General features: G+C 61.0%; 24 protein-coding genes and 2 tRNA genes. 11 read left to right on the top strand and 15 right to left on the bottom strand.

Going from position 1 to position 23,831, the window contains the following annotated elements; translation table 11 throughout:
- Window positions 1–39: 39 nt before the first annotated feature.
- Both HCZ87_RS04650 and HCZ87_RS04645 read left to right on the top strand, forming a co-directional pair.
- On the top strand, window positions 40–249 hold the full coding sequence (locus tag HCZ87_RS04650; protein ID WP_167642607.1) for an AlpA family transcriptional regulator: 210 nt from the start codon (window positions 40–42) through the stop codon (window positions 247–249).
- Window positions 246–1,307, top strand: a complete 1,062-nt coding sequence (locus HCZ87_RS04645; protein WP_167642606.1) for a tyrosine-type recombinase/integrase — start codon at window positions 246–248, stop codon at window positions 1,305–1,307. The genes HCZ87_RS04650 and HCZ87_RS04645 overlap by 4 nt, the downstream gene beginning before the upstream one ends.
- Before the next feature lie 103 nt (window positions 1,308–1,410).
- Here HCZ87_RS04645 and HCZ87_RS04640 read toward each other — a convergent pair.
- Window positions 1,411–1,496: transfer RNA gene (locus HCZ87_RS04640), tRNA-Leu, on the bottom strand.
- A gap of 156 nt (window positions 1,497–1,652) precedes the next feature.
- Here HCZ87_RS04640 and HCZ87_RS04635 point away from each other — a divergent pair.
- Complete coding sequence (locus tag HCZ87_RS04635; RefSeq protein WP_167642605.1) at window positions 1,653–2,231, top strand: YqaA family protein; 579 nt, start codon at window positions 1,653–1,655, stop codon at window positions 2,229–2,231.
- Window positions 2,228–2,698 (top strand): disulfide bond formation protein B, encoded by a 471-nt coding sequence (locus HCZ87_RS04630; RefSeq protein WP_167642604.1) that lies wholly within the window; start codon window positions 2,228–2,230, stop codon window positions 2,696–2,698. The genes HCZ87_RS04635 and HCZ87_RS04630 overlap by 4 nt, the downstream gene beginning before the upstream one ends.
- Before the next feature lie 49 nt (window positions 2,699–2,747).
- Here the strand turns inward: HCZ87_RS04630 and HCZ87_RS04625 are convergent, their stop codons facing one another.
- Complete coding sequence (locus HCZ87_RS04625) at window positions 2,748–3,179, bottom strand: Lrp/AsnC family transcriptional regulator (protein ID WP_167642603.1); 432 nt, start codon at window positions 3,177–3,179, stop codon at window positions 2,748–2,750.
- Between the two features lie 108 nt (window positions 3,180–3,287).
- Here HCZ87_RS04625 and rocF point away from each other — a divergent pair, with 108 nt between their 5' ends.
- Both rocF and HCZ87_RS04615 read left to right on the top strand, forming a co-directional pair.
- A complete protein-coding gene (gene rocF / locus HCZ87_RS04620) occupies window positions 3,288–4,217 on the top strand; it encodes an arginase (protein ID WP_167642602.1) in 930 nt (309 codons plus the stop codon).
- A gap of 18 nt (window positions 4,218–4,235) precedes the next feature.
- Entirely contained in the window at window positions 4,236–5,282 is a 1,047-nt protein-coding gene (locus HCZ87_RS04615; RefSeq protein ID WP_167642601.1) for an ornithine cyclodeaminase, read from the top strand.
- Window positions 5,283–5,298: 16 nt separating this feature from the next.
- Here the strand turns inward: HCZ87_RS04615 and HCZ87_RS04610 are convergent, their stop codons facing one another.
- On the bottom strand, window positions 5,299–5,883 hold the full coding sequence (locus tag HCZ87_RS04610) for an HNH endonuclease (protein WP_167642600.1): 585 nt from the start codon (window positions 5,881–5,883) through the stop codon (window positions 5,299–5,301).
- 257 nt (window positions 5,884–6,140) lie between these two features.
- Between HCZ87_RS04610 and HCZ87_RS04605 the strand changes: the two genes are divergently transcribed.
- Window positions 6,141–6,851, top strand: coding sequence for a pseudouridine synthase (locus tag HCZ87_RS04605; RefSeq protein ID WP_167642599.1), 711 nt, complete (start codon window positions 6,141–6,143; stop codon window positions 6,849–6,851).
- A 2-nt stretch (window positions 6,852–6,853) separates the two neighbouring features.
- Here the strand turns inward: HCZ87_RS04605 and HCZ87_RS04600 are convergent, their stop codons facing one another.
- Together HCZ87_RS04600 and HCZ87_RS04595 are read right to left on the bottom strand one after the other, a co-directional pair.
- On the bottom strand, window positions 6,854–7,519 hold the full coding sequence (locus HCZ87_RS04600; RefSeq protein WP_167642598.1) for an alpha/beta hydrolase: 666 nt from the start codon (window positions 7,517–7,519) through the stop codon (window positions 6,854–6,856).
- A complete protein-coding gene (locus tag HCZ87_RS04595; protein ID WP_167642597.1) occupies window positions 7,516–8,148 on the bottom strand; it encodes a DNA-3-methyladenine glycosylase in 633 nt (210 codons plus the stop codon). Before HCZ87_RS04595 ends, HCZ87_RS04600 begins: the two co-directional genes overlap by 4 nt.
- 78 nt (window positions 8,149–8,226) lie before the next feature.
- Here HCZ87_RS04595 and HCZ87_RS04590 point away from each other — a divergent pair, with 78 nt between their 5' ends.
- The gene (locus tag HCZ87_RS04590) at window positions 8,227–9,450 is read left to right on the top strand and encodes an MFS transporter (RefSeq protein WP_167642596.1); all 1,224 of its coding nucleotides are present in this window, start codon (window positions 8,227–8,229) and stop codon (window positions 9,448–9,450) included.
- Window positions 9,451–9,455: 5 nt separating this feature from the next.
- On the opposite strand, the gene HCZ87_RS04585 is transcribed toward HCZ87_RS04590, so the two are convergent.
- The 10 genes from HCZ87_RS04585 to pdxH form a co-directional block, all read right to left on the bottom strand.
- On the bottom strand, window positions 9,456–10,232 hold the full coding sequence (locus tag HCZ87_RS04585; RefSeq protein ID WP_167642595.1) for a squalene/phytoene synthase family protein: 777 nt from the start codon (window positions 10,230–10,232) through the stop codon (window positions 9,456–9,458).
- Window positions 10,222–11,850, bottom strand: a complete 1,629-nt coding sequence (gene cimA, locus HCZ87_RS04580; protein ID WP_167642594.1) for a citramalate synthase — start codon at window positions 11,848–11,850, stop codon at window positions 10,222–10,224. The genes HCZ87_RS04585 and cimA overlap by 11 nt, the downstream gene beginning before the upstream one ends.
- The gene (gene cysS, locus HCZ87_RS04575; protein WP_167642593.1) at window positions 11,850–13,217 is read right to left on the bottom strand and encodes a cysteine--tRNA ligase; all 1,368 of its coding nucleotides are present in this window, start codon (window positions 13,215–13,217) and stop codon (window positions 11,850–11,852) included. Before cysS ends, cimA begins: the two co-directional genes overlap by 1 nt.
- Before the next feature lie 223 nt (window positions 13,218–13,440).
- Complete coding sequence (locus HCZ87_RS04570) at window positions 13,441–13,971, bottom strand: hypothetical protein (protein WP_217701940.1); 531 nt, start codon at window positions 13,969–13,971, stop codon at window positions 13,441–13,443.
- 616 nt (window positions 13,972–14,587) lie between these two features.
- Complete coding sequence (locus HCZ87_RS04565) at window positions 14,588–18,229, bottom strand: vitamin B12-dependent ribonucleotide reductase (protein ID WP_167642591.1); 3,642 nt, start codon at window positions 18,227–18,229, stop codon at window positions 14,588–14,590.
- Between the two features lie 195 nt (window positions 18,230–18,424).
- Window positions 18,425–18,598, bottom strand: a complete 174-nt coding sequence (locus tag HCZ87_RS04560) for a hypothetical protein (protein ID WP_167642590.1) — start codon at window positions 18,596–18,598, stop codon at window positions 18,425–18,427.
- A 432-nt stretch (window positions 18,599–19,030) separates the two neighbouring features.
- Window positions 19,031–19,107, bottom strand: a tRNA-Pro gene (locus HCZ87_RS04555).
- Between the two features lie 43 nt (window positions 19,108–19,150).
- Window positions 19,151–19,588, bottom strand: coding sequence for a DUF192 domain-containing protein (locus HCZ87_RS04550; protein ID WP_254868521.1), 438 nt, complete (start codon window positions 19,586–19,588; stop codon window positions 19,151–19,153).
- A 38-nt stretch (window positions 19,589–19,626) separates the two neighbouring features.
- On the bottom strand, window positions 19,627–20,169 hold the full coding sequence (locus tag HCZ87_RS04545; RefSeq protein WP_167642588.1) for a cold shock domain-containing protein: 543 nt from the start codon (window positions 20,167–20,169) through the stop codon (window positions 19,627–19,629).
- A 132-nt stretch (window positions 20,170–20,301) separates the two neighbouring features.
- The gene (gene pdxH / locus HCZ87_RS04540; protein WP_167642587.1) at window positions 20,302–20,907 is read right to left on the bottom strand and encodes a pyridoxamine 5'-phosphate oxidase; all 606 of its coding nucleotides are present in this window, start codon (window positions 20,905–20,907) and stop codon (window positions 20,302–20,304) included.
- A gap of 141 nt (window positions 20,908–21,048) precedes the next feature.
- Between pdxH and fabI the strand changes: the two genes are divergently transcribed.
- From fabI to HCZ87_RS04525, 3 genes are all read left to right on the top strand, one after another.
- On the top strand, window positions 21,049–21,855 hold the full coding sequence (gene fabI, locus HCZ87_RS04535; RefSeq protein WP_167642586.1) for an enoyl-ACP reductase FabI: 807 nt from the start codon (window positions 21,049–21,051) through the stop codon (window positions 21,853–21,855).
- A 5-nt stretch (window positions 21,856–21,860) separates the two neighbouring features.
- Complete coding sequence (gpt, locus tag HCZ87_RS04530; RefSeq protein ID WP_167642585.1) at window positions 21,861–22,391, top strand: xanthine phosphoribosyltransferase; 531 nt, start codon at window positions 21,861–21,863, stop codon at window positions 22,389–22,391.
- 156 nt (window positions 22,392–22,547) lie between these two features.
- Window positions 22,548–23,723, top strand: a complete 1,176-nt coding sequence (locus HCZ87_RS04525) for an aminotransferase (protein ID WP_167642584.1) — start codon at window positions 22,548–22,550, stop codon at window positions 23,721–23,723.
- Window positions 23,724–23,831 lie beyond the last annotated feature (108 nt).

Below are 23,831 nucleotides of genomic sequence, written 5' to 3'. Positions count from 1 at the left end.
GCGATCTGCGTCAACTGAAACGCCTAAGGAGACTTGCCCATGGTAAGCTTTGCACCTGCCGCCCTGCGCGAGGCCAATGCCGCTGCATATCTTGATCTTTCGGTCTCGAAATTTCGTAGCTTGGTGAACAACGGCGCGCTACCTGCGCCAGTGCGATTGGCCGACGGCATCGAGCGCTGGCGGTCTGGCGATCTATTGGCAATTCTCAATGGATCCGCCGACAAGCCACAAAGTGAAGACATGGAATGAAACCGCCAAAGCCCCGGTTAACCAAGCCCAAACTCAAGTGGAAGCTGAACCGACGCGGAACTGCCTGGATGGCCCTCTATAGGGTGACGTGGACTGAGGCAGGAAAGCGCAAGGAAAAGACGATCACGCTTGATTGGCAAGGCGACCCGCAGCGCCTCGATGATCTGTATTGGCAATGTGCCAGTGGCAGGCATGAGGCACAGGAGCGACCCGCCAAGCATACTTGGGGCGAGATCGTGAGGCTATGGCGAGAGGACCCCAAAGTTCAAAAGCGGCTGGCAGATGGGACCAAGCGTAGCTACCGCCGAGAAATGGATAGTCTATTAGACAAGAATGCCGGCAAGGAAATGCGAAACACCACTCGCAAGGGTTTGCGGTCTGTGCATGGCAAACTTGCGGAGACACCGCGCAAGGCTGATTGGCGGATCCAGATCGTTTCTCTGCTGTGGAATTACGCCAAGAACAAACAGGACTGGCCCCTCGGGGAAAACCCAGCCTCCGGTTTCGATCTTTATGGTGTCAGTCGGCCATTCGAACCGTGGCCGGAGTGGATGGTCAAAGCCGCGGAGAACGCGCCACCGGCTGTCAAAACCGCCGTGTATGTCCTTCGAGGAACTGGTCAGCGTCCCAGCGCGGCGGTATCCATGCGCTTCGACCAGTTTGCAGGATCATACATGACGGTCACCGACGAAAAGGGCGATCAGTCTTTCGAGATATACTGTCCCGAATCCCTACGCTTCTACATCAGCGGATTGCAGAAGGCCGGCGCGCACCTCATGGCTCGGAATTTGACGCAACCCCTCGGGTATGATGCGGTTCAGAAACAGTTCGCGTCTTGGCGCAAGAGTTTGGGTGAAGAGGCCAAATCGTACACCCTCCATGGCCTCCGAAAGCTCGCGATTATCGAACTGGCTGAGGCTGGCGCGACTGATGCCGAGATCCAGGCGGTTACGGGGCAGAGTGCTGAAATGGTCGCCTACTATCGAAAGAAAGCAAGTCGAAAGAAGCTCAGCCGCACTGCACAGAAGCGTCGGGACCAGAACAAGAACGGAACGTGACTGTGGGTATCACGTGTGGGTAACACCGGGACACACGTCGCCCAAAGAAAAACCGCCGATCTTGCGACCGGCGGTTTTCTCAAGCGAAAGCAATGCTTTGCGATGGTACCCAAGGTCGGACTCGAACCGACATGATGTTTCCATCGGGGGATTTTGAATCCCCTGCGTCTACCATTCCGCCACTTGGGCCTGCGCCGTTTCCTAGCGTTGCGCGACGATAAGGTCCAGAGGCAAAATCACGCAAGAGTGCAGAAATGCGCCACAGGGATCAGTGTTGAGTTGACGCCCGGATGGTGCCATGCGACCTGATCTTGAACGATCTCCGACAGGATAATTGACCCCGAGATGTTGCGCCCCCTTTACGACCGGACCATGGCTCTTGCGGATCATCCCCACGCTTTGTGGTGGCTGGCTGCTGTATCCTTTGTGGAAAGCTCAATCTTTCCGATCCCGCCCGATGTGCTGATGATCCCTATGATCCTGGCCCGCCCCTCGCGCGCCTGGCTGATTGCACTGGTCGCGCTTGCGGGCTCTGTTGCCGGAGGCATGCTCGGGTACCTGATCGGCGCGGTGTTTTATGACAGCATCGGCCAGCCGATCCTCGAATCGCTGGGCAAGGCCGACAAGATGGCTGAGTTCAACTCGCGCTTTAACGACTTTGGCTTCTGGGCTGTGCTGGTCGCGGGGATCACGCCCTTTCCCTACAAGGTCATTACCATCATGTCGGGTTGGACCGGCATGCCGATCCTCACCTTCCTGGCGACCTCGATCCTGGCGCGGGCGCTGCGGTTTTTTCTGGTGGCCGGTTTGTTGTGGAAATTCGGCGCGCCGGTGCGGGTGTTCATTGAAAAACGGCTTGGCCTGATCTTTACCGTCTTTTGCGTGCTGCTCTTTGGCAGCTTTCTACTGCTGAGGTATCTATGACATTCAGTCGATTTCTTGTTCTTCTGGCGGCGGCGGGCTCCGCAGCGCTGCTGCTGGGGGCCTTTGGGTTTCAGTATATTGGCGATATGGCGCCTTGCAAAATGTGTCTCTGGCAGCGCTACCCCCATGGGGTTGCGATCGGCATCGGCGTGCTTGCGCTGCTGATCCCCGGTGCATTCCTGCCTTATCTTGGTGCCCTGGCCGCGCTGACCTCAGCCGGCATTGGCGCATTTCATGCGGGGGTGGAACAAGGCTGGTGGCCCGGGCCGACCACCTGTACCTCCGGTCCGATCAGCGGGCTGAGCGCCGACGAGTTGATGAACCAGATCATGAACGCGCCGCTGGTGCGCTGGGACGAGATCGCCTGGCAGATGTTCGGCCTCTCCATGGCCGGATGGAACGCGGTGATCTCGCTGGCGCTGGCGGCCATCTGGTTTGCGGCGGCGCGCCATTCACGACGCGGCTAAGGTCGGACGTCGGACACACTTCCGGGGCAAGGCGGAGGCGCCCTGCCCTCTACACCCGGCTGTCCTTCTTGGTCGCCAGGAGCAGATTGGTCTCGCTGCTCACCACACCTTCGAACATGCGGATCTTGGCCAGGGCTTCGTCCAGGGTTTCCAGCGTTTCGGTGCCAAGCTCCACAATCAGATCCCAGCGCCCGTTGGTGGTGTGAATGGCGCGCACCTCCGGCAGGCCTTGCAGCTGTCGGGTGATCCGCGTGGTGCCGCGCCCCTCGATGCCGATCATCATCAAGCCGCGCACCGGATCACGCAGCACGTCCTCCTTCAGAACCACGGTAAAGCCGATGATATCGCCGCGCGCTTGCAGCCGTTCGATTCGGCTGCGCACCGTGGTGCGTGACAAATTCAGCTGGAGCGCCAGATCAGAAAGAGAGCTGCGCGCGTCGTGGCGTAAGGCCGCCAGAAGCCGTTCATCCGTTTTGTCCATGCGTTGATCCGTTTTGAGCGTTCATTGCGCACTATGTGCAAAATGAACGCTGTTTTCCACCTCAAAACGGCGGAACATTCTGGGAATAGCTGTATTGGAGCCGCATCTATGTCTATCCGTCACTGTCTTCTTGTTGGGGCGCCCGTCGATAGCGGCAAGCGCCGTACCGGTTGCCTCATGGGGCCGGACGCCTATCGCACCGCCGGGCTGGCCGCCGCGTTGGAGGGGCTCGGACATACTGTCGAGGATCTCGGCAATATCCGCCCCGCGCCGCATGCGCAGGATGTGGAGGGCGGCAAGCTGCATCAACCCAACCTGACCCGCGCCTGGACAGAGAGCCTGTCGGAGGCGGCGGAATCCGCAATGGCGCGCGGCCTGCCGATCTTTCTGGGCGGCGATCACGCGCTGGCGCTTGGCACCGTGCGGGGGGTGGCCAACCATGCGGCTGCACTGGGACGGCCGCAATTCGTGCTCTGGCTGGATGCCCATAGCGATTACCACACGCTGGAGAGCAGCGATTCTGGCAATATCCATGGCACCCCGGTGAGCTATTTCACCAATCGCGCGGCGTTTCCCGGCTTTCCGCAGGTGCCCCATCCGGTGCCGCCGGAAAACGTCTGCATGATCGGCCTGCGGTCGGTTGATCCGGCCGAACGCGCCGCGATGGAGCAGGTTGGCATTCGACGCCACGACATGCGCGACATCGACGAGAATGGCATCGTGCGTCCGCTGACCGCGTTTCTGAAAGATGTCGCGGCGCAAAACGGCTTGCTGCATGTGTCTTTGGATGTGGACTTTCTCGACCCCAGCCTCGCCCCCGCCGTCGGAACCACGGTTCCGGGCGGCGCCACCGTGCGCGAGGCGCATCTGGTCTGCGAGATCCTGCATGACTCCGGGCTGATGAGTTCGATGGATCTGGTAGAGCTGAATCCCTTCCTCGACGAGCGTGGCCGCACCGCCCATCTGATGGTCGATCTCTGCGCCTCTGCGCTGGGGCGCCGGGTGTTCGACCGCCCCACGCTCAGCTACACCACATGATCATATGAAAGACGCGACATGACCCAACCTTCCAGCAAAGCGCTCGTGCCTTTTGTCAGTGTCGACAATATGATGCGGCTCATTCATCACCTTGGCATAGAGGATATGCTGCGCGATCTTGCCAGCTATATCGAGGCCGATTTCAAACGCTGGGAGCTCTTCGACAAGACCCCGCGCGTCGCCAGCCATTCCGACGTCGGAGTGATCGAGCTGATGCCGACCTCGGACGGCGAGGCTTATGGGTTTAAATACGTCAACGGCCACCCCAAGAACACGTCGGAGGGGTTGCAGACCGTCACCGCATTTGGCCTGCTCGCGGATGTCTATACCGGCTATCCGGTGCTCCTGACCGAGATGACGCTGCTGACCGCGCTGCGCACGGCGGCGACCTCGGCGCTGGTGGCAAAACACCTCGCGCCCAAAGGTGCGGATACCATGGCGATGATCGGCAATGGCGCGCAATCGGAGTTCCAGACCCTGGCGATGAAGGCCATTCTCGGCCTCAAATCCGTGCGTCTTTATGACAAGGACCCCGCCGCGACCGCCAAATGTGCGCAAAACCTTGCGGGGCTTGGCCTGAACGTCACCAAGTGCAACACGCCCGAAGAGGCGATCGAGGGCGCGCAGATCCTCACCACCTGTACCGCCGACAAGCAATGCGCGACGATCCTCAGCGACAACATGGTCGGCAGCGGCGTGCATATCAACGCGATCGGCGGGGGTTGTCCCGGCAAGACGGGACTGGCGCCGGGGGTCCTGGAACGTGCCGAGGTCTTTGTCGAATATCCGCCCCAGACGCGTGTCGAGGGCGAAATTCAGCAGATGCCCGAGGATTTCGCCGTCACCGAGATTTGGGAGATGATCGCGGGCCGCAAGACAGGACGCCGTGACAGAAGCCAGATCACCCTCTTCGACAGCGTTGGCTTCGCGATCGAGGATTTCTCGGCCCTGCGCTACATCCGCGACCGGATCAAGGACACCGATTATTTTGTCGATCTGGATATGTTGGCGGACCCGGACGATCCGCGTGATCTCTTTGGCATGGTGCAGCGGGCGAAACCCTGACCTCGCCCGGCGGGGCTCAGGCCTCCAGCTCGCTGTCCCAATAAAGGTAATCCATCCAGCTTTCATGCAGGAAGCCGGGCGGGAATTTCCGCCCGGTGTTGCGCAGCTCCTCGGCACCGGGGCGGCGGGGTGGCTTGCGCAAGGACATGCCGGCACGGTGCAGCGGCTTGGAGCCCTTCTTCAGATTGCATTGGGAGCAGGCCGCAACCACATTCTCCCAGCTGGTCACACCGCCTGCGGCCCGTGGCACCACGTGGTCAAAGGTCAGATCCCCCCGCGCGCCGCAATACTGGCAGCAGAATTCATCCCTCAAGAATAAATTAAAGCGCGTGAAGGCCACGCGCTTTTGGGGTTTGACATAATCCTTGAGTACCACAACCGACGGTATTCGAATTTCGGTGCTCGGACTATGCACCACCTCGTCATATTCCGCCACGATGGCGACCCGATCCAGCCAGGCGGCCTTGACCGCGTCCTGCCAGGACCACAGCGACAAAGGGTAATATGACAAGGGACGATAATCCGCGTTAAGCACCAGCGCCGGATGCTGTTTCAGAGCGCCCGGCTCCCTTACGAATTCAGTCCTGAAGTCTCCGTCCATAAACGTCTTCCTCGCCCTGCTTGCCTCATGCGGCACCAGAGCGGGGAACCCGCCCCAGCATATGATAACTATATCTCGTGGTAGAGAGCTGACAAGCCCCAATGCGTCACCAGATATCGTGTGACATAGGATGCTTTCGTTACAGCAGCGTGACAGTTATCCACAGCTGCATTTTTAGGCAACTCGCATCGCCCCCGGAGGGCACGCCCTTGCAACGGTGCTTGCGCCAGCGGGGCCAGCGGCTTAGGACCTCTGCCATGGCCCGATTGATCCGCTTCAACAAACCCTTTGATGTCCTGCCGCAATTCACGGATCAGGGCAGCGAGGGCAGCCCGCGCCCGACGCTCAGCGCCTATATCGACTGTCCCGGCGTCTATCCCGCGGGCCGTCTGGATCGCGACAGCGAGGGTTTGATGTTGCTCACGGACAATGGCCGCCTGCAAGCCTGGATCAGCGATCCCAAGCACAAGCTGGAGAAAACCTATTGGGTGCAGATCGAAGGCATCCCCGCTGACGAGGACCTGAACAAGCTGCGGCAAGGTATTGACCTGAAAGACGGAAAAACACGCCCGGCCAAGGCGCGTTTGATTGCGGAGCCAGAGGGGCTCTGGGCGCGAACCCCGCCGATCCGGGAGCGCAAATCGGTGCCAACCAGCTGGTTGGAGTTGAAAATCTCCGAGGGCAAGAACCGGCAAGTGCGCCGGATGACGGCGGTGATCGGCTATCCGACCCTGCGTCTTATCCGCGCGGCCATCGGGGCCTGGACGCTGGAGGGGCTGGCGCAAGGCCAATGGGACGATCTGGAGGCGCCGCGTGTTCCAGGCCCGCCGAAACCCTCGTTGAAACCGCCGCGCCGCAAGGCGACAGCCAAAGCCGCGCCACGCAAAACGGCGGCAAAAACAGTTGAAAACGGCGCGGCGAAACCGATGTCACCACGCCGTAAACCGCGTTCAAAATCAAACCGTTGAGGTTACAAGCTCAGCTTGTCGCGCATGAATGCCAGTGCCACGCTCAGCCCGTCCGGCGCGATGCCGTGGCCGGTGCCTTTCATGACATGGGCAAAGACGTCCTGAAACCCGGCCTCTTGCAGCGCTTCTGCGGCGGCAGGCAGCGATTGCGGCGGCACCACATCGTCCTGATCGCCATGCACCAGTAGTACCGGCATGCGGCTCACCACCTCGTCGCTGAAGGTTTCCGGCGACAGCAAGCGGCCCGAGAAGGCAACGATCCCGGCGACGGGATCCTCGCGGCGCGGGGCGACATGCAGCGACATCATGGTGCCCTGGGAAAAGCCAAACAAAACAACCTGTTCGGGCAGCAAGTCCTCGTCCACCATCAACGCATCGAGAAAGGCGTTGAGGTCATCCACCGCCGCCATCATGCCGCGCATTGATTCTTCCTCGGAGGAGCCATCAATCCACGGAATCGGGAACCACTGAAAGCCCATCGGCGCGCCCGCGCAGGATTCGGGCGCGTCGGGCGCCACGAACAATGTGTCCGGCAGATGCTCCGCCAGCGGATCCGCCAGCCCCAGAAGATCGGCGCCATTGGCCCCGTAGCCATGCACAAATACCACCGCCGAGCGGATATCACCGGAGAGCGGCTCTTTGCGGCCGGCCGTCAAAACACGAGTCATCGGATCCCTTCCCTGTCCTTTGCCACATGGTAATAGGCCCACAAGAGCCGCGCCGCAACAGAGCGCCAGGGCGACCAGGCCTGAGCCATCTCGCGCAGCGCGCGTTCCTTGGGACGCTCGGGCAGATCAAACAGCAGCCGCGCGCTTTCCTGAAGCGCCAGATCGCCGGGGGCAAAGACATCCGCATGGCCCAGTGAAAACATCGCGTAGATTTCGGCGGTCCAGATGCCGATGCCGGATACCTGGGTCAGCTCGGCAATGACATCCGCTGTAGGAACATCGCGCAAGGCTTTGAAATCAATACGGGCCTCGGCCAACGCGCGGGCGTAGCGGATCTTCTGACGGCTGAGCCCAGCTGCACGCAGATCCTCGTCACTGGCCCAGAGGATCTTGCGCGGACCGGTGAGCTTTGCCGCCTTGAGCCGGGTCCAGATCGCATTGGCCGAGGCGACCGAGACCTGCTGGCTGACGATCGCGCTCAGCAGTTGCGCAAAGCCATCAGGCTTGCGGCGCAGGGGCAACGGACCGGTCAGCTCCAATGCGGTGGCAAAGCGCGGATCCTGCGCGGCAAGCCATGCCGCGCCCTCGGCCACGCAATCGGGCGTCTGGATGATGCGGCCAGCGCCCATCAGACCGCTCGACTTGAAATTGTATCAAGGCATATCACGCCGCTTGTTCCTTCACCTGTTCAGGTTTACGCAATTGCCATGACTATGACCGCTCACGCCCCGAACGACCAGATTGCCAAGCGCAATGTTTTGATTCTCGTGCTCGCACAGGCTTTCCTGGGCGCGCAGATGCCGATGATCTTCATCGTCGGCGGGCTTGCGGGGCAGTCGCTGGCGACCAACCCCTGTCTCGCGACGCTGCCGATCTCGCTGATTGTTGCGGGCTCGATGCTCTCGGCGACGCCGGTCTCTGCGATCATGCAGCGCTACGGGCGCTCGGCCGGCTTTGCGCTGGGGGCTGCCGGGGGCGCGCTTGGCGGTCTGATTGGGGGATATGGGCTCTATCTTGGCTCCTTCCCGGTGTTCCTTCGGGGAAGTTTGCTCACAGGTTTGTACATGAGCGCGCAGGGATTTTACCGTTTCGCCGCCGCCGATACCGCCTCTGATGAATTCCGGCCCAAGGCGATTTCCTACGTCATGGCGGGGGGCTTGCTGGCGGCTGTCATTGGTCCGCAGCTGGTGAAACTGACAAGCCAGGCTTTTGTGATTCCGTTCCTCGGCACCTATATGGCGGTGATCGCGGTCAATATCCTGGGCGTCGGGTTGTTTGCCTTTCTGAAAATTCCCCGTCCGGTCGCCCCGTCCGAGGATGCGCCCAAGGGCCGCAGCCGTATGGAGCTGATCAAGACGCCAAAAATCGCGGTGGCGGTGATTTGCGCGATGGTGTCCTACGCGCTGATGAACCTGGTGATGACCTCGACACCGCTGGCCGTGGTCGGCTGTGGCTATTCGCAAAATAACGCCGCCGATATCGTGACCAGCCACGTCTTGGCGATGTATGTGCCGTCCTTCTTTACCGGCCATCTGATCGCGCGTTTCGGGGTGGAGAAGGTGGTTGGCGCCGGTCTGGTGATCCTCGCGGCCGCCGGGGCTGTCGCGCTGCAAGGTGTTGAGATCGAAAACTTCTTTATCGCGCTGATCCTGCTGGGGCTGGGCTGGAACTTTGGCTTTATCGGTGCAACCACCATGCTGGCGGGCGCCCATGAATCCTATGAGCGCGGCCGGATGCAGGGGCTCAATGACCTGATGGTCTTTGGCGGTGTGACCGTGGCATCCCTGGCCTCAGGCGGGTTGATGAACTGCTCCGGCGGCAACCCGGTCGAGGGCTGGTCGGCGGTCAATATGGCGATGGCGCCCTTCCTGGTGCTGGCGGGCGGAGCGTTGCTGTGGTTTGTGCTGAAACCCGAGGCGGAAACCGCCTGAGCCGATCACCAGCGCCCGGTTCCGGCCTGCCACATCAGCGACAGGCGTTTGCGAAATTCGCTCACGCCCAGGGCGCCGGCGGCAACGCGCTGAGGCTCCGCCCTGGCCTGTTTCAAAATCGCCTCTGCCTGCCATCCGGCCAACAATGCCGGACGCGCGCCTGGCGAGATCAAGGCGCGCGCGCGCCGCGCGTCTGACAGCCGGTCCAAGCCCCGTTCCGCCAGGGCCCGGACCCCGGCGCTGGAGCCATCCAGCAAGGGTATGCGCTTTTGTGCTTCCAGCTCCGGCACCGCTGAGAGGTAATTGGCGAGCCCCGCCGCATAGGCGTAATCGCGCACCACGCGGTCCTGAGCCGCGCCGATCGAGGCCGCCGCCATCCACATCAGGCCGCCAGCGGTTGCGTCGATATAGGCGTCCAGCGCAGCGTCATCTTCAAACGGCTCGCGGTAGATATCCCAGCGGCGCGCCTCGGCCATGGCGTCGATCACCTGTGCGGCCTCGTGGTTCACCAGCCGGGCCAGCGGCGTGGCGACATAGTGCCGCCGCACCGGCCCGCCTGCGGTGATTTCCGCACCGATATCGCGCCACCATTGCACCCGCATTTCGGCGATCATGCTCTCTTGGCTGGCCCAGGGCGCGCGCGAGATCTCGACGTTAAAGGCATAAAGCGCGAACAACAGCGGGCGCGCCTCAACCGGGGCCGCCATCGCCGCCATAAAGCGGTTGGGGTCGCTCTTCTGGACGGTTTCGGCGCAGGCGATCAGGTCGTCGTCAAACTGCATCCGCTGCCTCTGCCGCGTCGCGCAACAGCTTCCAGTTCATCGCGTCAAGCAGCGCATCAAAGGAGGCATCTATTATGTTGGCGCTGACGCCCACCGTGGACCAGCGCCGGCCGCTGGCGTCTTCGCTGTCGATGATCACGCGGGTCACCGCTTCGGTGCCGCCCTGGGTGATCCGCACCTTGAAATCGACAAGCCGCATATCATCCAGCATCTGCGAATAGCGCCCCAGATCCTTGCGCAGCGCCTTGGCGAGCGCATTGACCGGCCCGCGGTCGCTGCCGGTCTCGTCCAGCGATTCGCTGACCGAGAGCAGCTTGTTGCCATCGACCTTGACCACCACCACGGCCTCCGAGAGGCTGACCATCTTGTTGTACTTGTTTTTTCGCCGCTCCACCGTGACCTTGTAACGCTTCACTTCAAAGAACTCGGGCATCTGGCCCAGCTCCTCGCGCGCCAGCAGCTCAAAGGAGGCCTGCGCGGTGTCGTAGGAATAGCCCTCGGATTCGCGGATCTTCACCCGGTCGAGGATGCGCCCCAGCGCCGGGTCGCCCTTCTCGATCTGAAGCCCCGCCTCGGCCAGACGTTTGCGCAGATTGGACTGCCCCGCCTGGTTCGACATCGGGATCACCCGGGCGTTGCCAACCAGCCGCGGTTCGATATGCTCATAGGTGGAGGGATCTTTCAGGATCGCGCTGGCATGCAACCCGGCCTTATGGGCAAAGGCGGAGGCCCCCACATAGGGCGCCTGTTTCTGCGGCACCCGGTTCAGGATCTCGTCCAGCATGCGGCTGATACTGGTGAGCCGCTCCAGCGCGGCCAGATCTACGCCGATGTCGAACTGGCTGGCATAGGGCTCCTTGAGCAACAGCGTCGGGATCAATGTGGTCAGGTTGGCGTTGCCGCAGCGTTCGCCCAGACCGTTCAGCGTGCCCTGAACCTGCCGCGCGCCAGCCTCGACGGCGGCAAGCGAGCAGGCCACGGCGTTTTCGGTGTCGTTATGGGTGTGGATGCCCAGATGATCGCCGGGAAGCCCCGCCGCGATCACCTCGCCGACAATGCGATGTACCTCGCTGGGAAGGCAGCCACCATTTGTGTCACATAGAACAATCCAGCGTGCCCCGGCCTCCAGCGCCGCCCGGCAGGCCGCCAGCGCATAGTCAGGATTGGCCTTGTAGCCGTCAAAGAAATGCTCCGCGTCAAACAGCGCCTCACGTCCCTGCCCGACAATATGTGCGATGGATTGGGCGATATTGTCGAGGTTTTCCTCCAGCGAGATCCCAAGCGCCGCCGTCACATGATAATCATGGGACTTGCCCACCAGACAGACCGAGCCGGTTCCGGCGTTCATCACCGCGGCCAGTACCTCGTCATTGGCGGCGGAGCGCCCTGCCCGTTTGGTCATGCCAAAGGCGGTCATCTTGGCGCGGGTGGCGGGGGCCTCGTCGAAAAAGGCGCTGTCGGTGGGGTTCGCCCCGGGCCAGCCGCCTTCGATATAATCCACGCCGAGAGCATCAAGCGCCTGAGCGATCTGCTTCTTTTCCGAGGTGGAAAACTGCACGCCCTGGGTCTGCTGCCCGTCACGCAGGGTGGTGTCGTAGAGATAGAGCCTCTCGGTCATCACAGCCCCTCCAGTTTGGCAGCGTCAAAATCGGCACCGGGCATGAGGTCTACACCGGTCTTGGACATGCGCACCTCGACCCCCGCCGCAAGCAGCGCGGCCTTCATTGTATCAACGGCGGAGAAATCCTTCGTCTCCATCGCGGCTGCGCGCAGCCCGGCGAGCTTCTCTGCAAGGGGAGCAAGATCAACGTTCTGAACCTCCCACCCCGCCAGGTCTGCTGTCAGCAAGCCCAACAGCTGCCCCGAAGCCAGCAGACCGGCGGCGTCGCCCGAGGTTGCCAATTTATGCATCTCAGCGATTGCACCAGCGGTATTCAGATCATCTGCCAGCGCGTCAATGACCGCGGCAGCAGCGCTGGCGGCGGGTTCGATGCCCGCCGTCAGCGCACGCCACTTGCGCAACGTGGCCTCGGCCTCAGCGGCCTTTCTCTCGGTCCAGTCCATCGGCTTTCGGTAATGGGTGCTGAGGAAGACAAAGCGCACCACCTCGCCCGGCACACCCTTCTCCAGCAGGTCCCGCACGGTAAAGAAATTGCCCAGCGACTTGGACATTTTCTTGCCCTCGACCTGCAACATCTCGTTATGCATCCAATAGCGTGCGAAGTCTCCCTTGGGATGAGCGCAGCAGCTCTGGGCGATCTCGTTTTCATGGTGCGGGAACATCAGATCATTGCCGCCGCCGTGGATGTCGAAGCTCTCTCCCAGGAGATCATAGCTCATGGCCGAGCATTCGATATGCCAGCCCGGACGCCCGCGCCCCCAGGGGCTGTCCCATCCCGGCAGATCCTCGGAGGAGGGCTTCCACAGCACAAAATCCATCGGGTTTTTCTTGTATGGGGCGACCTCGACCCGGGCGCCTGCGATCATATCATCGACCGAACGACCGGACAGCTGGCCATAGCCCTCTTTCCAACTGTCCACCGCAAAGAGCACATGGCGCTCGGCCGCATAGGCGTGTCCCTTGGCGATCAGCTCCTCGATCATGGCGATCATCTGCGGGATATAGGCCGTTGCGCGCGGCATATGGGTGGGCTCCAGCGCGCCAAGCGCCCCCATGTCGTCGAGAAACCACTGCGAGGTCTCGGCTGTGATCTCGGAAATCGGGCGCCCGCTCTCTTTGGCACGGGCGTTGATCTTGTCATCCACATCGGTGAAATTGCGCGCATAGGTCACGTGATCGGCGCCGTAGACATGGCGCAACAAGCGAAACAGCACGTCAAAGACCACAACCGGGCGCGCGTTGCCAATATGGGCCCGGTCATAAACGGTCGGGCCGCAGACATACATCCGCACATTGTTGGGATCAATCGGCGCAAAGGCCTCTTTCGTCCGGCTCTTGGTGTTGTGCAGTTTGATCGTCGTCATGTCAGCTCCTTCGACAGCAAGTCGGCCCGGCAGGTCAGCCCATAGTTCACAGGGACCAACAGCACTGCGCGCAGCGCGGGCTTAGCAACTTGTCACATGGAAGGGAACGACAGAAACCAGCCCGCTGAAATTCAGCAGGCAATACAGATGGTAATGAGGGTTTCAGAATACGCCATGACTTGACGATAGCACGATTGTGTTCTCCGGCCAAGCCCTGATGGGGTCAGAACCGAAAGGAGGCGGTGAGCGCCAATTGTCGGTACTCGGGCGAAAGGGAATATTGCCCGTTCTCGTCTTCTCCGCTCAGCAGGCTGCCACGCAGATGCAGTTGCGGCGTCACCGCCATATCCCAGCCGATCCCGATGGCATAGCTGGTCGCCTGCCCGGCAGCGGAGCCAATCTCCGGTGCGGCCACAAGACCGGCGAAGGTGATGGCGCCGGGCGAAACGATCAGCGTCGGACTGCGAAGGGAGAGCGGCTGCGCATCAGTGTTCGAAACGGCGTTTGAAACGGCGGAAAAATCGCCCAAGCTCTCGCCAAGACCCGGTACAGTTGCAGGGTCAGAGGTCGCAGCCGTCATTGGCACGGCGACAGCATCGCTGCGCGGCTGCGCTGCCATCGCCTGATGGGGTGTAATCATCTGCGCGCCGGCGGTGCGCTCGTCAAAATCCACCGGTGCAAGAAAACGCCGGGACCAGCTTTGATCCTGCGCCTGCACCGTGCCTGCTGCCAATCCCAACAGCACAGAAATCAACCGGGCGCTGCTTGCGGAAGTATACCTCATCGGTGCAGTTAAAGACATGGCTTGCGCCCTTTGATGAGGCGCCTGTGCGCCGTTGTTTCCCGGGGTGAAACGCCCCGTATTCCCTCCTCTTCATTCTGTCGGATCATGATTAACAATGCGTTGATTTGCCCTCTAGATGGTGACGAAGCCGCACGAATTTATGACTGGATATCGCTGCGCGCTCAAAGCTGTGGCCAGATGGGGCGACGCGGGATTATAGGGCGCGGCGCATACGGCGCGAATGCAGGCGGGCCTCCGCATTCACGTCCTGCGCCAAGGTATTCTTATAAAACGAAAAAGACCCCCTCCACATCGGAGGGGGTCAGGTTCGCCGATCAGGCTCTTCTCATTGACCGCCCGGTGTTTTTTCTTGCCTGGTCCTTCTCGGCGTATGGGGTGAGCGCACCCACCCCAGACAGGTGTCAAAGGCCCGGGATGTGCCTTTGATCCATGCCAGGGCCGACCCGCAGATCTTGCCCTGTGTTTCGTCGGGGAAAGAGACCCACTGGGCCTCCATCCCCTGCGCATCTTCCCCCGAGGTGGCTTTGATGCGGTGTCGTGACCGGCGCGGCGCGCCGGTGATCCGTTAGCTACACCCCGAGGTCGATCCGCAGGTGTTGCATTTCATGCAGGTGCCGTTGCGCACCAGCGTGTAGTTGCCGCATTCGCCACAAGGATCGCCCTCGTAGCCCTGCATCTTGGCCTTGGTGCGCGCATCCAATCCGGTCGGTGCAACGGAGTCGGAGGTTTCCGGCACCAATGTTTGCAGCGCCGAGACCGGATCCGCGCCGCCCTTCAGCGGAGCCATCGCGCCGCCGCCTTGCAGCACCACCAGCTCTTGCGGCAGGCGTTTGCGCAGATAACCGGTGGAGGAAATCTGCTTCAGCACCTCCAGGGATTTCGAAGCCGCGCTTTCGCTCACTTCGGAGAGGTTGGAAATCCCCTCCTCCGCCTCGCCCCTTCCCAGATCGTCAAAGCTGGCGCCTTCGGGTTTGACATGCGCCAGATCGGTACGGTCGAGATAGGACACAGCCAATTCACGGAACACATAGTCAAGGATCGAGGTGGCGTTCTTGATCGAGTCGTTGCCCTGCACCATGCCGGCGGGCTCGAACTTGGTGAAGGTGAAGGCGTCCACGAACTCCTCCAGCGGCACGCCATATTGCAGACCCACGGAGACGGCGATGGCGAAGTTGTTCATCATCGCGCGGAAGCCTGCGCCTTCCTTATGCATGTCGATGAAAATCTCGCCGAGGTTGCCATCCTCATATTCACCGGTGCGCAGATAGACCTTGTGCCCGCCGACAACCGCCTTTTGGGTATAGCCCTTGCGGCGCTGCGGCATCTTGGTGCGATGGGATTTCATCACCTCCTTGATGACGACCTTCTCGACGATCTTCTCGGCCAGAACCACGGCTTTTTCCTGCGGCGTGCCGCTTTCCAGGATATCTGCGGCCTCGTCGTCATCCTCGACCAGCGCGGCGGCCAGAGGTTGGCTCAGCTTGGAGCCATCGCGATAGAGCGCATTGGCCTTGACGCCCAGCGACCAGCTCAGTTCGTAAGCCTTCTGACAATCCTCGATGGTGGCGTCATTGGGCATGTTGATGGTCTTGGAGATCGCCCCGGAGATAAAGCTCTGGGCCGCGGCCATCATCTTGATATGGCTGTCAACGCTCAGATAACGCTTGCCTTTCTTGCCGCAGGGATTGGCGCAATCAAAGATCGCGTAATGCTCCTCCTTCAGATGCGGTGCGCCTTCCAGGGTCATGGTGCCGCAGACGTGGTCATTGGCGGCCTCGATATCGGCCTTGGTAAAGCCAAGGTGGCGCAGCAAATCAAAGGTCGGATCATTGAGCTTGGTCGCCGGAATGCCCAGCACGCCGGTGCAGAACTCTTCGCCCAGGGTCCATTGGTTGAACACAAAGCGGATATCAAAGGCGCTCCCCAGCGCGGCATCCACCTTGGCCAGCTCGTTGGGGCCAAAGCCATGACCGGTCAGCGAGGTATGGTTGATCCCCGGCGCATTGCCGATGGAGCCATGGCCGACCGCATAGGAAACAATCTCTTCGATCTGGGCGGAGGAATAGCCCAGCCCCTCCAGTGCGCCGGGCACAGAACGGTTGATGATCTTGAAATAGCCGCCACCCGCGAGTTTCTTGAATTTCACCAGCGCAAAATCAGGCTCGATTCCGGTGGTGTCGCAATCCATCACCAGACCGATGGTGCCGGTGGGCGCGATCACCGAGGTCTGCGCGTTGCGATAGCCGTATTTCTCGCCAAGGCTCACCGCCTCGTCCCAGGCGCTCCGCGCCAGGTCGGTCAGTCGCGCATCGGGGCAGCTCTGGATATCCAGCGGCACCGGTTTCACGGTCAGCGCCTCATAGCCTGCAGTGGCGCCATAGGCGGCGGTGCGATGGTTGCGCATCACCCGCAGCATATGGTCGGCGTTCCGAGCATAGCCCGCGAAGGGCCCCAGCTCGGAGGCGACCTCGGCGGAGGTGGCATAAGCGACGCCAGTCATGATCGCCGTCAGCGCACCACACAGCGCGCGCCCCTCGTCGCTGTCATAGCCATAGCCCATGTTCATCAACAGCCCGCCGATATTGGCATAGCCGAGACCCAGCGTGCGGAAATCATAGGACAGCTGCGCGATTTCCTTGGAGGGGAACTGCGCCATCATCACCGAGATTTCCAGCGTCAGCGTCCACAGGCGGCAGCTGTGCATGAAGTCCTCGGCCTGAAACACGCCCTCCTTGAGGAAGGTCAGAAGGTTCAGCGACGCCAGGTTGCAGGCGGTGTCATCGAGGAACATATATTCGGAACAGGGGTTGGAACCCCGGATCTCGCCATCTGCCGGGCAGGTGTGCCACTCGTTGACGGTGTCGTGGAACTGGATGCCGGGATCGGCGCAGGCCCAAGCGGCGTGGCCGACTTTTTCCCAAAGATCACGCGCCTTTACCGTCTTGGCAACCGAGCCGTCGGTGCGGTTGATCAGCGCCCAGTCGGCGTCCTTTTTCACCGCATGCAGAAACGCATTGGTGACCCGGATGGAGTTGTTGGAGTTCTGGCCGCTGACGGAACTATAGGCTTCGGAATCCCAATCGGTGTCATAGGTCGGGAATTCGATGCTGTCATAGCCCTGCTTGGCGTAATCCAGCACCCGTTTGACATAGGTTTCCGGGATCGCGACCTTCTTGGCCTCGCGGATCGCCTTTTTCAGCCCCTCGTTCTCGGCCGGATCATAGGCATCCTCGGCCAGCCCGTCCCAGCTGCGGATCGCGGTGAAAATGCCGTTCAGCATCTTCTCGTGCATCTTGGAGCCGGCAACGATGGAGGCAACCTTCTGCTCTTCCAGCACTTTCCAGTCGATGAACTGCTCGATATCGGGGTGATCGGCATCGACGATCACCATCTTGGCCGCGCGCCGTGTGGTGCCGCCAGATTTGATCGCGCCCGCAGCCCGGTCACCGATTTTCAGGAACCCCATCAGGCCGGAGGATTTACCGCCGCCCGAGAGTTTCTCGCCCTCGGCCCGCAGATGGCTGAAGTTGGTGCCGGTGCCGGAGCCATATTTGAACAGCCGCGCCTCGCGCACCCAGAGATCCATGATGCCGCCGTCCTGCACCAGATCATCCGAGACAGACTGGATGAAACAGGCATGCGGCTGCGGATGTTCATAGGCGCTGTCGGATTTGGTCAGCTTGCCGGTCTTATAGTCCACATAGTGGTGCCCCTGCGCCGGGCCGTCGATGCCATAGGCCCAATGCAGACCAGTGTTGAACCATTGCGGCGAATTGGGCGCGGCGCGCTGCGAGGCCAGCATGTAGCGCATCTCGTCGAAATAGGCGCGCGCGTCTTCCTCGCTGGAGAAATAGCCACCCTTCCAGCCCCAATAGGTCCAGGCGCCCGCGAGCCGGTCAAAAACCTGCTTGGAGGAGGTCTCGCCGCCGAACTCGACATCCGCATCGGCAGGCACGGATTTCCACAGGAACTCGGGCACGCCTTTTTCGCGGACTTTTTTCAGGCGCGAGGGAACACCGGCCTTGCGGAAGTATTTCTGCGCGATGACGTCGCTGGCCACCTGGCTCCAGCTGGAGGGCACTTCGATGCCTTCCTGGCGGAACACGATGGTGCCATCGGGATTGCGGATCTCGGAGGTTGCCCCGACAAAATCCAAAGACGCATATGCATCCTGTCCCGCTTTTGTAAAACGACGTTCTATCTTCATGGTTACACCTGTTCCCAAGAGTCCCGATTTTGTTTTCGGTGCCACGGCACCAGCCTTGATCGCCGCCAGCGACCTGCGCAAATACCGTTGGCTCGGCGCAGGTATATCCTACGCTCGCGGATCCTACACCGATCCGATATTAACGGTTTTGCGCAAAGCACTGTGGTTGGAAAGGCGGCTCACTCATCACAAGATTTAGTGGCTCTCTCCAGCGGCACCCACAATGTCGCGTAGATTGACCCAGAGCGTCAACGTCAAATTTAAAATTTTACGGAGCAGATTTGTATTGACGGTTTTAACGCTTTCGAGGGTCAAAACCGCGCTGTGATTCATCCACAGCAGGGCTGCGATAACTGCAAATTCCTGCATGAGTTAACCAGGTCTAAAAACTGACGATCTGAGAGGGGCTTGCTGCACCAAGGGCGCTCGCCGCCCTGCGGCACCGCCCGATCTGAGGCGCCGACGGGAGGAGTTATCCCCGCCGCGTCGGGCGGGGATATACTGCGACACTCTGGCAACGTCCTGGCATGACGCAGGGCCCCAATCGCAAAAAAAAACAGCGCTGGCCTTCGCGTTCCGACGTTAAATCACGTCAAAGGGTAAGCAAAGGGTAAATACAACATCTGGCGGTGACACAACAGGCGCCCGCAAGCCCTCGAAGTGATTCTAGAAAGCTGCCGCAAAAGGAGAGTGTTCATACGTCAATTCCCCATAAGTAGGGGGAGAGCCACCGACCGTATATCGGCAGAGGCACCCCAAGAAGGGGGGGGTATTTATGACATGGGAAGGAAGGAAAAGAAGTGGTCGGGGCGGCGAGATTCGAACTCACGACCCCCTGTACCCAAAACAGGTGCGCTACCAGACTGCGCCACGCCCCGGACCGTGCGCCTTCCTATCTGCGATGATCTGGTTTGAAAAGCCCTAACAGGGCCAAATTGCGTCCTGGGATGAAAAAACTTCATGGCGCATCTGGCTGCCCAGGGTGATGCCGTATTTGCGCACGATCCCCGCGTTCACCTCCAGCACCACGAGCACGTCATCGCCGCCCGGAATCGGCGTCAGATCGCCCGGCACCGCGCCCTCGTGGATATGGGTGACCGTTCCATCCGCGCCCAAGAAGATCATATCAAGCGGGATCAGTGTGTTCTTCATCCAGAAGGCAACACGCTGGGGGTGTTCATAGACAAAGAGCATACCATTGCGCTGGGGCAGCGCGCGGCGATACATCAATCCCTGCGCGCGTTCTTCGGCACTATCCATGATTTCGACGCGAAACTGCGCCTGCCCCCAGGGGCCGCGCAGATCCACCGCATCTTTTTGACAGGCCGCCTGCACCGGACCCGCCGCAAGCGCCAGCAGCGCAAACCCAATCGCGGAAAGGGTGCGCCGAACCGGGGTCACTCTGAGGCGTTCCGTTCAGCTATGGCCATTTCCCAGGCCAGGACTTCCACCGCCATGCGGCCCCGTTTGCCGTCCACGACCCGCATGGCCAAGGCCTCGCCGGATTGCAGATCGGCGAGGCCGGACTGGCGCAGGATTTCCACATGCAGGAACACGTCTTCGTTGCATCCAAACAGATTGGCAAAGCCAAAGCCCTTGGCCTTGTCGAACCATTTGACACGCGCCGGCTCCAGCGGGCAGCTGCTGATCTCGGCCGCGTCCATTTCGGCAAGGTCGCTCAACAGCGGCGTGTCTTCCCGCTCCGGCGGGGTGATCGCGATGACCTCCACCGCCTGGACGCCGCGGTCGGTGCGATGGGTCACAACCTCGATGCCAGCACCATCGGCGATGGAACTCTGACCAAAGTTTCTCAACACATTGATGTGCAAGAGAATATCTGGCCCACCATCGGGCGAGACAATAAACCCGTACCCTTTGGCCGGATCAAACCACTTCACTAGTCCATGGACATGTTGCAAGCTGCTTAGATCTTCGGCCACTTGAGAATACCACCGATTTTAGTTCGTTCGTGTTAGCGATGCCTATTTACCTGCGCGATTTTACGATCGGATTTCAAGAGCAAAAAAGTCAGGAGATGCGGAAATCGTTAACTGACCTTATATCGCTAACAATCATGGGCACAGCCGCTGAACCTGCCAGTCCTCTTCGGCCGTGGCGCGGCGCCAAACGAAGCGATCATGAAGGCGAAATGCCCCATCTGCCCAGAATTCGATCTCGATCGGAGTGAGTCGGAAACCTCCCCAGAAATGGGGACGTTTGGGATTCGGTCCCTTTTGCGCCGTGACCTTGGCCACATCGGCCATCAAAGCGCTTCGGGACGACAATGGTTGCGATTGACGCGACGCCCAGGCCCCCAAACGGCTTTTTAGTGAACGAGACTGAAAGTAAGCATCGGCCTGCGGTCCCTCCTCTTTTGCAACGTGGCCGCGAACCCGAATTTGGCGGCGCAGAGATTTCCAGTGCATGACGAAAGCGGCGGTGCCGCTCGACGCGATTTCCTGGCCCTTGGCACTCTCGTAATTGGTGTAGAACACAAAGGCAGAGTTTTCGATTTCCTTAAGTAAAACCATGCGCGCATTCGGCATGCCCGAGGCATCCACAGTGGCCAGCGCAATCGCGTTGGGGTCGTTGATTTCGCTCTTTTCGGCTTCCGCGAGCCAGCGGCGTGCGATGTCAAAGGGATTGTCGCCCGCAAAGAGTCCGTCGTTGTCAGCCATGTGCCTGCTCCTTCTGGTTTGCCCGGAACTTAGGAGCCTTTGGGCGCGAATGAAAGCCAGCACAACAGCGTCCACCCTTGATGCAGGGGTCACGGCGGGCTAAAGGACATTCCATTCAACGATCACAGGCGGAGAACCTGCATGTCTAGTCAACTGATGGCCGGTAAGCGCGGCCTGATCATGGGCCTTGCCAATGACAAATCTATCGCGTGGGGCATTGCCAAAGCCTGCGCCGAGGCCGGGGCGGAGCTTGCGTTCTCCTATCAGGGCGACGCGCTGAAGAAGCGGGTCGATCCGCTTGCGGCGCAACTTGGCAGCGATATCGTGCTGCCCTGCGATGTCTCCGACGAGGCCTCCATGGATGCGCTCTTCGCGGCGCTGGCGGAAAAATGGGGCAAGCTGGACTTTATCGTTCACGCCATCGGCTTTTCCGACAAATCCGAGCTGCGCGGCCGCTATGTGGATACCAGCCGCGACAACTTCACCATGACCATGGATATCTCGGTCTATTCCTTCACCGCCGTTGCCAAGCGCGCCGAGAAGCTGATGACCGAAGGCGGCTCCATGCTGACGCTGACCTATTACGGCGCCGAGCAGGTGATGCCGCATTATAACGTCATGGGTGTGGCCAAAGCCGCGCTGGAGGCTTCGGTCAAATATCTGGCGGAGGATCTGGGCAAAGACGGGATCCGCGTCAATGCGATCTCTGCCGGCCCGATCAAGACGCTGGCGGCTTCCGGCATTGGTGACTTCCGCTACATCATGAAATGGAACGAGTATAACTCGCCCCTGCGCCGCAATGTGACCACCGATGACGTGGGAAAATCCGCGCTCTATCTGCTGTCGGACCTGGCCTCCGGCGTCACCGGCGAGAATTTGCACGTGGATGCGGGCTATCACGTGGTCGGCATGAAGGCCGTGGATGCCCCGGATATCGAGAAAGGCTGACCCAGATGAGCACCAAGGACACAAGCCGCCTGCCCCATGAAAAAGGGTTTCACATCTCCTGGGACCAGATCCACCGGGACAGCCGCGCGCTGGCCTGGCGGTTGGATGGTCTGGGCCCGGACGATGGCCATTGGCGCGCCGTTGTGGCGATCACGCGCGGCGGCATGGCCCCGGCGATGATTGTCGCCCGCGAGCTGGACATTCGCACCGTCGATACCATCAGCGTCAAATCCTATCACTCCGGCGGTGGCAAGGCCGATCAGCGGCGCGAAGCGGAAGTGCTGAAGAGCCCGGATGCCGCGATGATGGGGGATGGCACCGGCATTCTGATCGTCGATGATCTGGTTGACTCGGGCAAGACGCTGGAACTGGTGCGCGAGCTTTATCCGCAGGCGCATTTCGCCACCGTCTATGCCAAACCGCAGGGCGAGCCGCAGGTGGATACCTTCATCACCGGCGTGAGCCAGGACACCTGGATCTTTTTCCCCTGGGATATGGCCCTGCAATATGTCGAGCCCTATCGCGGCACCGATTGATCCGCTCAAGCGTCTCACCCTGTCAAAGCGCGCCCCAACCGGCGCGCTTTTTCTTTGCGCGGCGGGGCCTTGTGCCCCTTGCAAGTGTCGCGTGAAATCGCCCTAATGCCGCTGGCCGAACGGCTTGCTCTCGCCCCAGATCAAAGGATGCCCCCGATGACCCGCACCAGAACCGAAGCCACTTTCGTCTCGCCGATCGTGGAATCGCGGCGCTGGCTTCAGGGGCTCGCCTTTCCCGAGGATCAACCGCTCTTGAACCTCAGCCAGGCCGCCCCGGCGGATCCGCCCCCTGATGGTCTGCGTCAGGCCATGGCCGAGGCCGTGCTCACCCAGACCAGCGCGCATCTTTATGGGCCGGTGCTGGGCAATGATGATCTGCGCGCGGCATTGGCTGGGCAGATGCAACGCCACTATGAGGCGCCCTTCACGGCGGCAAATATCGCCATCACATCGGGCTGCAATCAGGCCTTTGCCGCCACCATCCAGAGCATCTGCGGCGAGGGCGACGAGGTCATCCTGCCGACGCCCTGGTACTTCAATCACAAAATGTGGCTGGACATGCAGGGCGTCACCACCCTGCCCCTTCAGGTCGGCGGTGACATGCTGCCCGACCCTGCCCAAGCCGAGGCGCTGATCACCGCGCGCACCCGGGCCATCGCCTTGGTGACGCCGAACAACCCTTGCGGTGTGGAATACCCCGCCGAGCTGCTGGATGCGTTCTTTTGCCTGGCGCAGCGTCACGGGCTGACCCTGATCGTGGATGAGACCTATCGCGATTTTGACAGCCGGAGCGGGCCGCCCCACCACCTGTTTCAACGCGAGGATTGGCCCGGCACTCTGGTGCATCTCTATTCTTTCTCAAAGGCTTATCGCCTCACTGGTCACCGGGTTGGTGCGATTGTGGCGGGGCCGGAGCGGTTGGTCGAGATGGAGAAGTTCCTCGACACCGTCACCATCTGCCCGGCGCAGCTCGGCCAGATCGGCGCGCGCTGGGGGATCGAGAACCTCGACGATTGGCTGGCCGGTGAACGGGTCGAGATTCTGGACCGGCGCGCCGCTATTGAGGAAGGTTTTGCGCCGCTCGCGGCAAAGGGCTGGCGGCTTCTGGGCAGTGGCGCCTATTTTGCCTATGTCGAACATCCCTTCACGCAGACATCGGATGAGATCGCGCAGCGCCTGTTGCGCGCCAAGGGCGTATTGATGCTGCCCGGCAGTATGTTCACCCCCGAGGGCGCGCCGGAAGGGCAGCGCCAGTTCCGCATTGCATTTGCCAATGTGGATCGCGACGGCATCAAAGAGATGCTCGCCCGTCTCGCCGCGTTTGACGGCTGAGCCAACAGCACGAATACTACATATCCGCCGCCCTCTCTGCTTGCCCCTCGGCAGGCAGACGCGTATTCAGGGCGGCGACAGGACATAGCCGATCCGCTCGGCAGAACA

This window comes from Phaeobacter sp. HF9A (genome assembly GCF_011806385.1).
Classification (GTDB): domain Bacteria; phylum Pseudomonadota; class Alphaproteobacteria; order Rhodobacterales; family Rhodobacteraceae; genus Epibacterium.
The sequence above is the reverse complement of the archived record's forward strand: the minus strand, read 5'-3'. Positions and strand labels throughout refer to the sequence as shown.

Bases quoted from the DNA above. Each gene is read 5' to 3' on its own strand.
- HCZ87_RS04525 (WP_167642584.1), top strand. From the start codon at position 22,548: ATGACCCGCACCAGAACCGAAGCCACTTTCGTCTCGCCGATCGTGGAA.
- HCZ87_RS04635 (WP_167642605.1), top strand. From the start codon at position 1,653: ATGTTGCGCCCCCTTTACGACCGGACCATGGCTCTTGCGGATCATCCC.
- HCZ87_RS04590 (WP_167642596.1), top strand. From the start codon at position 8,227: ATGACTATGACCGCTCACGCCCCGAACGACCAGATTGCCAAGCGCAAT.
- HCZ87_RS04610 (WP_167642600.1), bottom strand. From the start codon at position 5,883: ATGGACGGAGACTTCAGGACTGAATTCGTAAGGGAGCCGGGCGCTCTG.
- HCZ87_RS04630 (WP_167642604.1), top strand. From the start codon at position 2,228: ATGACATTCAGTCGATTTCTTGTTCTTCTGGCGGCGGCGGGCTCCGCA.
- HCZ87_RS04565 (WP_167642591.1), bottom strand. From the start codon at position 18,229: ATGAAGATAGAACGTCGTTTTACAAAAGCGGGACAGGATGCATATGCG.
- HCZ87_RS04615 (WP_167642601.1), top strand. From the start codon at position 4,236: ATGACCCAACCTTCCAGCAAAGCGCTCGTGCCTTTTGTCAGTGTCGAC.
- HCZ87_RS04595 (WP_167642597.1), bottom strand. From the start codon at position 8,148: ATGGGCGCTGGCCGCATCATCCAGACGCCCGATTGCGTGGCCGAGGGC.
- gpt (WP_167642585.1), top strand. From the start codon at position 21,861: ATGAGCACCAAGGACACAAGCCGCCTGCCCCATGAAAAAGGGTTTCAC.
- HCZ87_RS04600 (WP_167642598.1), bottom strand. From the start codon at position 7,519: ATGACTCGTGTTTTGACGGCCGGCCGCAAAGAGCCGCTCTCCGGTGAT.
- HCZ87_RS04645 (WP_167642606.1), top strand. From the start codon at position 246: ATGAAACCGCCAAAGCCCCGGTTAACCAAGCCCAAACTCAAGTGGAAG.
- HCZ87_RS04560 (WP_167642590.1), bottom strand. From the start codon at position 18,598: ATGCAGGAATTTGCAGTTATCGCAGCCCTGCTGTGGATGAATCACAGC.
- rocF (WP_167642602.1), top strand. From the start codon at position 3,288: ATGTCTATCCGTCACTGTCTTCTTGTTGGGGCGCCCGTCGATAGCGGC.
- cimA (WP_167642594.1), bottom strand. From the start codon at position 11,850: ATGACCGAGAGGCTCTATCTCTACGACACCACCCTGCGTGACGGGCAG.
- HCZ87_RS04585 (WP_167642595.1), bottom strand. From the start codon at position 10,232: ATGCAGTTTGACGACGACCTGATCGCCTGCGCCGAAACCGTCCAGAAG.
- cysS (WP_167642593.1), bottom strand. From the start codon at position 13,217: ATGACGACGATCAAACTGCACAACACCAAGAGCCGGACGAAAGAGGCC.
- HCZ87_RS04605 (WP_167642599.1), top strand. From the start codon at position 6,141: ATGGCCCGATTGATCCGCTTCAACAAACCCTTTGATGTCCTGCCGCAA.
- HCZ87_RS04625 (WP_167642603.1), bottom strand. From the start codon at position 3,179: ATGGACAAAACGGATGAACGGCTTCTGGCGGCCTTACGCCACGACGCG.
- fabI (WP_167642586.1), top strand. From the start codon at position 21,049: ATGTCTAGTCAACTGATGGCCGGTAAGCGCGGCCTGATCATGGGCCTT.
- pdxH (WP_167642587.1), bottom strand. From the start codon at position 20,907: ATGGCTGACAACGACGGACTCTTTGCGGGCGACAATCCCTTTGACATC.
- HCZ87_RS04650 (WP_167642607.1), top strand. From the start codon at position 40: ATGGTAAGCTTTGCACCTGCCGCCCTGCGCGAGGCCAATGCCGCTGCA.